Below are 11431 nucleotides of genomic sequence, written 5' to 3'. Positions count from 1 at the left end.
TCACGCGGTGGTCCTCTCCTCGGCGGATGCCCGGGCGGTGTGCCGGACGACGGTGACGGTCAGCAGCAGGGTCAGCGCGGCGGTGATCGAGAGCATCCACAGCCCGATCGCGTAGGAGTCGGTGCGGCCGTAGACGTAGCCCATGACCAGCGGCGGGATGAACCCACCGAGCCCACCGGCCGCCCCGACCAGGCCGGTCACGCCGCCGACGCGCGACGGCTCGGTGACCCGGGCGATGAGCGCGAAGGTCGCGCCGCTCCCGGCCCCCAGCGCCGCGGCCATCCCCAGGAAGGCGACGGTGCCGACGTGCTCGAGGATCGGGTTCGTGGCGGCGATGCCGGCCCCGACGACCACGACCGAGTACGCCGTCGCGAGCACCGGGATCGGGCCGAAGTGGTCGGAGAGCCAGCCACCGACCGGCCGCATCACCACGGCCACGACCACGAAGCCGGCCATCCGGTTGGCGGCATCGGCCGGGGTCAGGCCGTAGTCGGTCTTGAGGTACGCCGGCAGGTAGACCGAGAAGGCGACGTACCCGCCGAAGGCGACCGCGTAGAGCAGACAGGCCTGCCAGGTGATGGGCAGCCGGGCGTTGCTGACCAGCCGGCTCGCCAACGAGGTGGTGGGAGCGACCCGGCCGGGTGCGTCGCGCAGGACCAGCCACGCGACGACCGCGTAGACCGCCAGGACCCCGGCGGTGATGAGGAACGGCGCCTTGGGGCCGACGTTGGAGTAGAGCTTCACGGTCGTCAGCGCGCTGATGGCGGTGCCGCCCATGCCGGCACCGAAGATGCCGATCGCCAGGCCCCGCCGCTCCGGCGGGAACCACGCGTTGACGAAGGGGACGCCGACCGCGAACGCCGTACCGGCGATGCCGAGGAAGAAGCCGCCGACCAGGATCAGGGTGTAGGAGTCCAGCGCGAAGAACGCGAGGAACAGGATCGGCAGGATCGTCACCCCGGACACGACCGGGAACATCACCCGGCCGCCGAGCTTGTCGGTGAGCGCGCCGACCACGATCCGGCCCAGCGACCCGACGATCACCGGCACGGCCACCATCAGGGCGACGTCGGACTCGCTGAGCGTGCCGAGGGTGCCCTGGTCGCGGAACAGCGGACCGAGCGGGCTGATCAGCGCCCAGGCCCAGAAGTTGAGCGCGAACCCGATCGTCGCCATCGCGAGCATCAGCCACGGTGAGCCTCCGGCCGCCTCGCCGCTTCGCGCACGCTGGCCCGGGGTCGTCACCGCTGACCGCTCCCCCGCTGCGTCACGGGCTCCACCTTCGTCCACGGAGGAGGTCTTGCCAATGGGCACGCGCTGGTCAGTCATGGCTGCCCACCAGCTCGTGCAGGCTGCCGAGCAGGTCGGCGACCGAGACGTCGGGGTCCGCGACCAGCAGCGGCAGGACCTGGTCGTTCTCCTTGGCGAGGTGGACCTCGAAGACCGCGCGCAGCGCACCGGCGGCCACGGCCGCGTCGACCGCACAGCCCGCGTCGACGAGTCCGTCCACGTGGCGGAGGATCGCCTCGTGCTCGGCGAGCATCGCCTCGACCAGCAGCCGGCCCTCGGGGCGTCCCGCGGCGACCCGGTAGAGGGTGTCCTCCTCGGCGACCGCGTGCGGCACCAGCTCGGTGCTGCACCAACGGGCCAGCTCGTCGCGTGCGTCGGCCGCCGCCCGCTCCCTGCCGGCCCGCGCCCTCGCGGTCAGCGTCTCCGCCCGCAGCGCGAGCGTTCCGGCCATCTTCGCGTGGTGGTGCTCGACGGCGCGGGCCGCGCGCGCGTCCGCCTCGCTGGAGGCGATCTCCTCGAAGTCCATCGGGTTCTCCTCGGGTTGCAGGTCGTCCGCCTGACGGCCCGAGCCCAGATTTACTACAGTGAACTCCGTGGAAAATAGAGGCCGTTCGGCCCCCGTGCGCGGTCCGCGCCCCGGCGTACCGGGCCGCCGGATGTCGGCCTCGCGCACCGCGCTGCTCAACACGCTGCGCGACCAGCCCGAGCCGGTGACCCTCGCGGCACTCGTCGCGGCCACCTCCCTGCACGAGAACACGCTGCGCGAACACCTCGACGCGCTCGTCCGGGCGGGACTCGCCCGCCGACGACGCGCGCAGCCCACCGGACGCGGGCGACCCGCCTGGCTCTACGAGGCCACCGACGGCGACGTGGCGGAGTACGCCGGCCTCGCCGCCGCGCTCGCCGCCAGCATCGCGCGGACCAGCGCCGACCCCGAGCAGGTCGCCGCCGCCGCCGGCGAGGAGTGGGGTCATCAGCTCGCCCGCGGCCGCGGCGCCGTGCCCTCGTCTGCCGAGGAGGCGCGCTCGCAGGTCGTCGCGCTCTTCGACGACCTCGGGTTCGAGCCCGAGACCGGCCAGGGCTCCCCCGCCGACGTGCGGCTCACCCGGTGCCCGCTGCTCGAGGCCGCCCACCGCCACCCCGGCGTCGTGTGCTCGGTGCACCTCGGGATCGTCCGGGGGGTGCTCGAGGAGCACGGTGCGGATCCGAGTGGCACGCGGTTGCTGCCGTTTGCGGAGCCGGGGGCTTGTCGGCTCGTCGTACCGCCGATCGCTGGGGCCTGATTCTTCCGGCGGTTGCCGGGCTTCTCCCGGGCTGTGACTCGCTGCTGGCTTCGTGTGGCCCTCCGCCGCGGACCGTGCGCCGTCGCTTGCTTCGCTGCGGCGCCGGTCCCTCGCCGCTGGGGTTGGGCTCCGTTTCGGCGCCTTCGCTCGCTTTTACGCTCCTCGCGCGCGGTTCGCGGCTGCGGGCCACTCCTGGCCGGCAGCCTCTCCTTCGCCCCTTCTCTGCTGAGGTGGTTGTCGGTCCCTGACCGTGCTCGATGCCCCGTGCAGCTCGCTGATCGCGTTGCTCACTCGCGTCGGGGGCGGGATCGGGTCCACTGATCGGGCGGGTGGCCGGGCCTCGGGGGTGGCCGGAACTCCGGCTTGCCGTCTGCGGGGCTGATCCGGACCTGCCAGGGGGTGTGGTGGACGGTGCGGTGGTGGTGGCCACACAGCAGCACGAGGTTGTCCAGGCTGGTGGTGCCGCCCTCGGTCCAGTAGGCGATGTGGTGGGCGTGGCCCATCACGGGTGGTCGGGTGCAGCCGGGGAAGGCGCAGTGCCGGTCGCGGCAGACCAGGGCCCGCCACAGGGCCGGTGTCACCAGTCGATGTGCCCGTCCGACGTCAAGCACCTCGCCCCTGCCCCCGAGGGCGATGGGGATGATGTCGGCGTCGCAGGCCAGCCGCCTCACCACGGCCGGCGTCAGCTCCAGGCCGTCGTCGGTCACCCCGCCGACCGGGGTGGTGGCGTCCAGGGTGGTGGCGTCGAGTGTGGTGCCGAGGGTGGCCCAGTCGATCCGGCCCCGGAGCACGTCGAGGCTGACGGTGACCGCGATGCGGGGGCGGGCGCCGTGGCAGTCGGGGGGTAGGTCGGTGGTCAGGGCGTGCCGGGCGGTCTCGACCAGCGCGTCCCACAACCGGGCGCCGTGATCCCTCGGGTCCTTGGCCTCGGCGCAGTCCGGGTCCTCCTCATCATCCGTGCCGGTGCCGGTGCCGGTTGTGGTGGCGGTGGCGGGCTGGGGCTTGGTCAGCGGGAGGAGGGCGGCCTTGATCAGGGCGGCGTCCTCGACCGTGCCGCGGCCGCGCAACCGGATGCCGCCGGCACCGTCCTCGGTGATGGCGAGGTACCGGTGGTGGTGCGCGGCCCGGTCCTCCCGGTCCAGCGCGGCCTCGAGCTGGCGTTCGGCCTTGTCCGGGTCCACCAGGACGGCGAGGCGTTTGCCGACCGTGGCCAGGTCGGTGGCGTTCAACCGGCCCGCCTCGGCCAGCAACGCCGCCTCGCCCTCGGCCCGGACCGTTGGGTTCAGGGGGAGTCTGTCGACCGCGGTCACGATCACCGACGCCTGCTCCGGCGAGATCGCACCCCGCGACAGCGCCGCGTGGGTGGTCGCGTAGTCGCCGACGAGGGCCGCGGCCTGGCGGACGGTGCGGTGGCCCTCGGCGTGGTGCAGGCCGGCGAGGTGGGTGAACCACGCCGCGGTCGACCCCCACGCCAGCTGAGTCTTCGCGACCCCGCGGGCCTCGATCTCGGCCAGCACCGGCGCCTGCACGGCCGCAACCTGGCAGCGGACCTGCTCCAACGCGGCGACCACGTCGACCAGCTCGTCACTGGTCTTCGCAGCCCACAGCACCTCGCCGAGCTGGGTGAGCAGCGCGGCCGCGGCGGCGGCCACCCCGGCGGGGCTGGTCGTCGTGTCGGTCGGCTGCTGCTCCATGACCTGACTCAACCAGAAGGCACCGACAGTCCCGGCCTCCTGACCTGTGGATATCTCGCTGAGCGAGATGCTTTCCGAAGAAAGTTTCGAGGAGCAGGTTGAACGCCTTGGCGGCGCTCTTGGGGGCAACCGCAGGGACCCTCGCCGAATGGTCACAGACTCCACCGGATCGGCCAGATTCGATGCGGTTGGTGACCAAACCACACGCCCGGAAGCCGGGAGCCAGCCCCGACCCCAGCTGACCTGCCCCGTAGCCGGCAAAGGACCGTCACCGAAGGCAGCCCGCAGGGCCGGGAGCGATCCGGAGCTGAAGCCGAACGCCAGCCGCCCGGCCGAGTCGCCCAGGAGGGGTGCCGAATGGTCACAGACGGCATCGAATCGCGCCGATCCGATGCGGTTGGTGACCAAACCGCACGCCCGGAAGCCGGGAGCCGGCGCCGACCGAGGCGGACCTCCCCGGTATCCAGCCAGGACCGCCACCGAAGGCAGCCCAAGAGCCGGGAGAGAGCCGGAGCTGAAGCCGAACGCCCGCCGCCCGGCCGGGTCGCCAGGAGGGGTGCCGAATGGTCACAGCCCGCATCGGACTGCGCCGATCGGATGCGGCTGGTGACCAAACCGCACACCCCAAAGCCGGGGGCCGGCGCCGACCGAGCCGGACCTCCCCGTAGCCAGCCAGGACCGCAACCGAAGGCAACCGGAGAGCCGGGGAGTCGGCGTCGACCGAGGCGGACCTCCCCGTAGCCAGCCAGGACCGCCACCGAAGCCAACCGGAGAGCCGGGGAGCCGGCGCCGACCCAGACGGACCTCCCCGTAGCCAGCCAGGACCGCAACCGAAAGCAGCCGAGAGCCAGACGCGGAGGCCGACCCCAGCCGGTCGCCCAGCCCGGGTCCCGATGCGGTTGGTGACCAATCCGCAACCGGAAGCGACTCGGCGGGGAGCAGCTACCCCGAGAGGCCCGCCCGGTCGGCGTCGGTGATCGGGTAGATCGACGACAGGTGCGTCTCGGTGTGCTTGGTGATGACCAGCAGCTCGTCCATGTGCGGCTCGAGCCCGGTGACCTTGTCCAGCGGCACCCCGATCACCAGCTGGAAGCCCAGCCCCTTCCAGGCGCGCACGGCGCGGCCGGCGAACTCCGAGTCGGCCTTCACGAAGCCCTCGTCGAGGAAGACGGGCGCGAAGCGCGGGCGGGAGCGCATCTCGTCACCGAGCCGGAAGCGCAGCGCCGAGCCGACGATGAACGCGACGAGCTCCTGGCTCTCGCCACCGCTCTTCTCCCCCAGGGTGCGGTACGTCGCCTTCAGCTCACCGGTGAGGCGGTCGTAGCGTTCGGCGCTGATCTCCACGTGGCGGCGTACGTCGAGCAGCCGGTCGCGGTCGCCCTCGGTGGGCCCGCCGTGGGGGCTGTCGGGACGACGAAGCTGGCCCATGAAGCGACGCAGCTGCGCGAAGCGCGCCTCCATCTGCTCCTCGTCGAGCTCGCGCGTCGAGCCGCGGGACAGCTCGCGCAGGTCGCGCACGAACGCCTGCACGTGCGCCGGGGCGAGCCGCCGCAGCCGGATCCGGAGCCGGTCCTTCTCGGCGCCGAACTCGAGCCGGCGCAGGATCGCGTTGATCGGCTCGAGCCGGTCCTCGATCTCCTCCACCGACGCCGACATCGCGCCGGCCAGCGGCACCAGGTCCTGCCCGCTCCACTCGGTCAGCCGGCGGCGCCACTCCGAGCGGCGCTGGGCCAGGCCGGTGGCCTCGATGTCGGCAAGGATCCGGGCGAAGTCGGGGTAGGACTCGGCGGTGGTGCCGAGGTTCGGGTCCTCCCACTGCAGCTGGTAGCCGCGGAAGATCGCGCCCAGCTCGCGGTCGACGTGCTCGACCTCCACCTGGGCCGAGGCGACCGCCTCATTGAGGCGCGTCTGCAGGCGGCCGGCGTTCTCGTGGAAGCGGGTCAGGTCCTCGGGGTCGTCGGGTGCGGCAGCCGCGGCGAACTCGGCGTCCAGCCGCGCCATCTGCTCCTCCGAGAGCACCGACCTGTCGGTCCGCTCGATCCGCTCGAGCTCGTCGTTCACCTGGTCCTCGGACTCGACCAGGTCGCCGTGCTCGGCGTCGAGGCGCGCCTTCTGCTCCTCGAGCTGGAAGCGGTGCCGTCGCGCCTCCTCGAGCTGGGTCTCCAGGTCGGCGATGTGCTGCTCGAGGGTGTTCAGCCGGTCGTCGGTGCCGAGGATCTCCTCGCGGCGACGCAGCAGGCGGGCGATCCGCTCGTCGCAGGAGGCCACGTCGAGGTCGTCGAAGCCGTGGTTGCGGACGGCGTCGTACGCCGTGCGCCGCAGCTCGAGCACCCGCGTGGCGGTCTCCACCTGCTGGAGCCGGCCGTCGAGTCCCGCGAGCGACTCCTCGATCGCGGTGAGCTCCTCCTCGAGCTCGGCGACGGCGTCGGCGTTGCTGAAGCCGATGATGTTGCGCCGGTCGCCGCGGCCGTGCGAGCCGCGTCGCCCCGAGCGGGTCTGGCCGGCGAGGCTGACGCGGTAACCGCCCCCGCCGAGCTCGGCCGCGGACTCGACACAGCGGGCGTTGCGCCCGGGCTCGGCGACGTGCCGCTGGACCCAGCCGCGGAACGGCGAGTCCTGGAAGACGAGCTTGCCGGCGACGGTGTCCGGCGCCGCGGCGGTCGGGGCGTCGAGGTCGACCTCGGCGCCCTCGAACGTCAGCCGCCCGCGCAGCCGCACCGAGTCGATCGCGGCCGAGAACTCCTCGAGCCGGTCGGCCGGCACCAGCATGACCCGGGCGGTGCCGGAGAGCACGGTCTCGATCGCCAGCCGCCAGCGCGACTCCTCGGGCGCCACGTCGATCAGCTCCGCCACGAACGGCAGCTCCGCGAGCGACAGCCCGCTGGCGCGGGCGACCTCGCTGCGCAGCGCGTGCAGCTGCTCGGGGACCCGGCCGGCGCGCCCCGCGAGGGAGGTGCGCTCGGCCTCGAGCTCCGTGCGGCGGGCCAGCAGCGGGTAGCGCTCACCCATCACCTCGTCGCGCTCGGCGACCAGGCCGGCCGCCTCCTGCGGGTGCTCGGCCAGCCAGCGCTCGGCGCGGGCCCCGAGCTCGGCGAACGCCTCGCGCGACGCCAGCGACTCCGCGGCGCCTCCGGTGCCCGGCTCGAGCAGCGGGCCCATCCGGTCGAGCAGCAGCTCGCGGCGGCCGAGCCGCTCCTCGCGCACCGCGCGCTCGCGCTCGATGTCGGCGGCGAGCCGCTCGAGGCTCGCTCCCCCGGCCGCCCGGTGCTCCTCCTTGGCGGCCTCGAGGTCGGTGTCGAGCACGCTGACCGCCCGGCCGCCGGCCTGCAGCTCGCCGGCCACGCGGGCCCGCGCCTGCCGGTTCGCCTCCACCGCCGTGCCGAGCAGCCGCGCGTGCGTGCGCAGCAGCCAGAGCCGGACGGGCGTGTCGCCCTTCGCGGTGACGCCGAACGCGTCGAGCTCCTCGGTGCGCGCGAGTGCGGCGGTCTTGCGGGCGTGGAGATCGGTGATCGGCGCCAGCAGCTCCTGCTTCTGCTCCTCGGTGCGCATCGCCGTGTACGCCGACTCGAGGTCGTCGAAGTGCTCGACGGCACGGTCGGCGGCGGCGAACGTCGTGGGCCGCTCGAGGACCATCTCCTTGTAGAGCTCGTCGACACTGCGGACCTGGTTACCGGCCTGGATCCGGGCCAGCAGCCGCAGTGCCTTCGCGCCGTCGCCGTTGGCCCCGATCCCCAGGCGGGCGTAGAGGATCGCGGCGTACTCCGCGTAGGTGCGGTGGACCCGGACGCCCGGGTAGAGCTTCTTGAGCGTGTTGGCGTGGAAGCGGTCCGGCACCGCCGCCTCCAGGCCGGCCAGGTCCACGGGTGCGTCGAGCGTGGCCAGCTGCATCTGCACCTCGCTGGAGCGAGCGGCCCGGCGCGGGACGTAGTAGGTGCGCAGCGCGGTGAAGCGGCGCTGCTGGTCGTTGACGAACGTCATCGCCACCGCACCCCACGTGTCGCTGCCGCGCCCGCGGAGCAGCTGCTCGACCGGGCGGCCGGTGCGCGGGTCGTCGACGACGTCGACCGCGCCGCGCAGGTAGGACAGCAGGTTGCGCTGGCCGGCCCCGCGGGCCCGGCCGGCCACGGCGTCGTTCGAGGCGCCGTTGAACTTGGTGTCCGAGGGCATCATCAGCGCCGTGTAGGCGTCGAGCACGGTGCTCTTGCCGACCCCGGAGGCCCCCGAGATCATCGTCGCGTCACCGTGCAGGTCGACGGTCACGCGGCCCGAGAAGCCGCCCCAGTTGACCAGCTGGAGCACCTCGGCGCGCCACTGCAGGGTGTCGTCGGAGGGTGCCGCGACGACGCCCTGCTCGAAGAGCCCCTCACCCTCGACCGTGACGTCCGGCAGGTTCTCGACGTCGGTGGTCATGCGCGCTCCTGGTCGTCGTCGGCGGACTCGTCAGCGGACTCGTCAGCCGGCTCGGGCTCGGGACCGTCGAAGAGGGCGTCGTCGGCCTCGTCCCCGGCGGGGTCGTTGGTCTGCTGCAGGCTCACCAGCAGCTCCTTGAGCAGCTCCAGCGGGAGCAGCGACTCGATCGCCTCGCTGATCTCGAAGCGGTCGTCGGTGGGCGACCCGATCAGCAGGCCGGCCTTGTTGACGCTGGTCACCGCGTTGCGGGCCCGCTTCTCGTCACCGGCCACGTCGGTGGCGTGCGCGGGGCGGAAGCCGGCGACGTACTCCACGACGTCCTCGCGGTCGACGTAGACCCGGCCCTCCCCCGCCGCGCTGGCGGCCCGGAACCGGTCGCGCAGGTGCACCAGGACGACGGTCTCCTCGCGGCTCCACGCGGCGTCGTAGAGCAGGGTGGGGAACCTGGGCCCCGTCTCGGGGACGGCCTGGCGCTTCCAGGCAACCTCGCGGACGGGGTCGATCTGCAGCTCGAGGAACAGGTCGTTGAGGCGCGACCGGATGACCCGCTCGTTCTCGGTGAGCGCGCGCCAGTCCCTCGGGTGGGTGCGGGCGCTGATGAACCGCTGCTTGAGCAGCGCGACCAGGGCGCGCCGCTCGGCGTACTCCAGGCCGCCCTCGTCACCCTCGAACAGCGAGACCGACGTGGTGGCCTCGCGCTCGGGGTCCTCGGGGTCGACCGCCACGAAGTCGGCCCCGTCGGTGTCGAGGTCCGCGCGGAGGGTGGTGACGTCCTCGTGCTCGTCCGCGGTGGTCGTCATCGTGCGTGCTCCTTCGGCCTCGGCGGCAGGTCGGGGTCGTCCAGGGGTACGCGCGGCACCGCGAAGGTCCGCGTCGACCCGTCGGGGCGTACGGCGCGGTAGAGCTCGAGCGCGGTCTCCGCCGGCAGCTGCTCGTCGGCCGCCAGGTGCAGCAGGCCGAAGATCTCGACCGGCCGGCGCAGCGCGGGCTCGAGGGAGTCGAAGACCTCGCCGAGGGACGCGGCCGGTTCGAGCGAGCGCAGCGCCTCGTCGAGGCGTTCGCGCAGGACCGTCACCGACGGGCCGCCCTGGGCCATCAGCTCGGCGTACGACGGCGGCGCGGCCTCCTCGCCCCGACTGTCGGCGAGCCGGGTGGGCGCGATGTCGTCGGCGGGGTCGTAGAAGCGCTCGCGGAAGTGCTCGACGTCCGCGCGGGCGGGCAGGAGGGGTACGTCGACGGTGGCCCGCGGCCCCGACTCCGCCATCCAGGTCATCAGCTCGGACTCGATCTGGCGCAGCGTCTGCTCCAGCTCGCGGTCGCGGGCGCCGTCGTGGGAGACGATGTAGTCCTTGAGCGTGGAGGTCACCCGGGAGCGCTGCGAGAGGACCCGGTCCAGGCCGTCGCGGACCAGGCGGACCGTGCCGCGCAGCTCCGCACGGTCGGCGTCACCGAGGATGCCGTCGGCGAGCGGATGGTCGAGCAGGGCGCCGAGGTCGTCGCGGAGCTGGGCGACCAGGGCGTCGTCGCGCAGCAGGGCGAAGGCACCCTCGAAGGCGCGGCCCTCGGGGGTCGCCGTCACCAGCGCGTCGGCGCGGGCGAGGTAGTCGTCGATGACCTCGCCGGCGGGCCGGTCCTCGGCGCGGAACGACGCCAGGATCTGCGCGCGGATCTGGGCGAACCGCTCCTCCACCCGTGCGAAGTCGCTGGGCAGCGCCGAGATCAGCAACTGCAGCTCGGTGAACCCCTCGAGCATGTAGTCCTGCGACGGCGGCTCCAGCTCCACACCGTCGACGAGCCGGTCCCGCTCGGCGGTCAGCCGTGCGATCTCGGCGTTGAGGATGTCGACGCGGGCCGTGCGGTCCGGGTTCGCCTCGCTGTTGAAGCGGCGCACGGTGGTGAGGATCGTGGCGATCCGGTGCTCGCTCAGGGTGGCGCGGTCCCGAGAGAGGGTCTTGACGAGCTCGAGCGCCTGCTGGGCGTGGGAGGTCAGGGTGTAGACCTCCTGCCCGGTGTCGTCCAGGGACCGGACCAGCCACTGGCCGCGCATCCAGCGCTGGCACAGGTCCCGTCCGCTGCCCGTGGGCACGTCCACCCCGCCGGTACGTCGCAGCTCGGCGAGATGGTCCTCGACCTGGGTGTGCAGGCGGGCCGTGGGGATCGGCCGGTTGTCGCGGCCGAAGGCGGACCTGAAGACCGCGATCACCACCGGCGCCTGGCGCTGGTGCAGCAGGGTGAGGGTGGGCTGCGCGAACGCGCCACGCACGCGCCCGAGCTCGGCGGCCACCTCGCTCATCGAACCTCCCAGACTGCACCGCACCCGGCCGGGCGCGGCGAGACAGCATGCCACCGGAGGCCGTCGTTCTCCCAGACGGGGTGGACCCAGCCCGCTCTGCGGCCGGACCGATCCTGCCGCGGGCTAGGGTCGCCGCGTGAGCGAGCCGCCCGAGGTCACCCCGTGCGGGAGGTACGTCGTCATCGACGGCCGCCGCTGGCGAGCCACCGATCCGGCCATCCCCGAGGACCGGCGCGACGAGCTCACCCGGCTGCTGATGGCCTGGCGGCGCGAGGTGCGGCGTACCAAGGGCACGGACGGCGAGGCCGCCGCCCGGGCCGGGGTGCAGGCCGCCAAGGTCGCGCTCGGCGAGCGGGGCACGCCGTGGTGGGAGCAGTCCGACGACGAGCGGCGGGAGCGGTGGACCGCCGAGGTGCCGGCGCCACCCGGGTGACCTCGGCAGGGATGTCGCCGCCGGGTGC

At 73.5% G+C, this 11431-nt stretch carries 8 protein-coding genes; 2 read left to right on the top strand and 6 right to left on the bottom strand.

What is annotated here, in order from left to right; genetic code table 11:
* Positions 1–1245: an MFS transporter gene (locus ACZ43H_RS03260; protein WP_464587720.1), complete on the bottom strand. Its 1245-nt coding sequence runs from the start codon at positions 1243–1245 to the stop codon at positions 1–3.
* A 76-nt stretch (positions 1246–1321) separates the two neighbouring features.
* Entirely contained in the window at positions 1322–1963 is a 642-nt protein-coding gene (locus ACZ43H_RS03255) for a hemerythrin domain-containing protein (RefSeq protein WP_464587718.1), read from the bottom strand.
* On the opposite strand from ACZ43H_RS03255, the gene ACZ43H_RS03250 reads away from it, so the two are divergent.
* Positions 1947–2573, top strand: a complete 627-nt coding sequence (locus ACZ43H_RS03250) for a helix-turn-helix transcriptional regulator (protein ID WP_464587716.1) — start codon at positions 1947–1949, stop codon at positions 2571–2573. The two genes, ACZ43H_RS03255 and ACZ43H_RS03250, sit on opposite strands and share 17 nt — an antisense overlap.
* A gap of 287 nt (positions 2574–2860) precedes the next feature.
* Here the strand turns inward: ACZ43H_RS03250 and ACZ43H_RS03245 are convergent, their stop codons facing one another.
* The 4 genes from ACZ43H_RS03245 to ACZ43H_RS03230 all read right to left on the bottom strand — a co-directional run bounded on the left by ACZ43H_RS03245 (position 2861) and on the right by ACZ43H_RS03230 (position 10970).
* Complete coding sequence (locus ACZ43H_RS03245) at positions 2861–4267, bottom strand: HNH endonuclease (protein WP_464587714.1); 1407 nt, start codon at positions 4265–4267, stop codon at positions 2861–2863.
* A gap of 942 nt (positions 4268–5209) precedes the next feature.
* On the bottom strand, positions 5210–8677 hold the full coding sequence (locus tag ACZ43H_RS03240) for an ATP-binding protein (protein WP_464587713.1): 3468 nt from the start codon (positions 8675–8677) through the stop codon (positions 5210–5212).
* A complete protein-coding gene (locus tag ACZ43H_RS03235) occupies positions 8674–9477 on the bottom strand; it encodes a DUF4194 domain-containing protein (RefSeq protein WP_464587711.1) in 804 nt (267 codons plus the stop codon). Before ACZ43H_RS03235 ends, ACZ43H_RS03240 begins: the two co-directional genes overlap by 4 nt.
* A complete protein-coding gene (locus ACZ43H_RS03230) occupies positions 9474–10970 on the bottom strand; it encodes a DUF3375 domain-containing protein (RefSeq protein ID WP_464587709.1) in 1497 nt (498 codons plus the stop codon). The genes ACZ43H_RS03235 and ACZ43H_RS03230 overlap by 4 nt, the downstream gene beginning before the upstream one ends.
* A 136-nt stretch (positions 10971–11106) precedes the next feature.
* On the opposite strand from ACZ43H_RS03230, the gene ACZ43H_RS03225 reads away from it, so the two are divergent.
* Positions 11107–11403: a hypothetical protein gene (locus ACZ43H_RS03225; RefSeq protein ID WP_464587708.1), complete on the top strand. Its 297-nt coding sequence runs from the start codon at positions 11107–11109 to the stop codon at positions 11401–11403.
* Positions 11404–11431: the final 28 nt, after the last annotated feature.

It is taken from the genome of Nocardioides sp. DN36, assembly GCF_055380375.1.
The sequence above is the reverse complement of the archived record's forward strand: the minus strand, read 5'-3'. Positions and strand labels throughout refer to the sequence as shown.

Bases quoted from the DNA above. Each gene is read 5' to 3' on its own strand.
- ACZ43H_RS03250 (WP_464587716.1), top strand. From the start codon at position 1,947: ATGTCGGCCTCGCGCACCGCGCTGCTCAACACGCTGCGCGACCAGCCC.
- ACZ43H_RS03245 (WP_464587714.1), bottom strand. From the start codon at position 4,267: ATGGAGCAGCAGCCGACCGACACGACGACCAGCCCCGCCGGGGTGGCC.
- ACZ43H_RS03240 (WP_464587713.1), bottom strand. From the start codon at position 8,677: ATGACCACCGACGTCGAGAACCTGCCGGACGTCACGGTCGAGGGTGAG.
- ACZ43H_RS03235 (WP_464587711.1), bottom strand. From the start codon at position 9,477: ATGACGACCACCGCGGACGAGCACGAGGACGTCACCACCCTCCGCGCG.
- ACZ43H_RS03230 (WP_464587709.1), bottom strand. From the start codon at position 10,970: ATGAGCGAGGTGGCCGCCGAGCTCGGGCGCGTGCGTGGCGCGTTCGCG.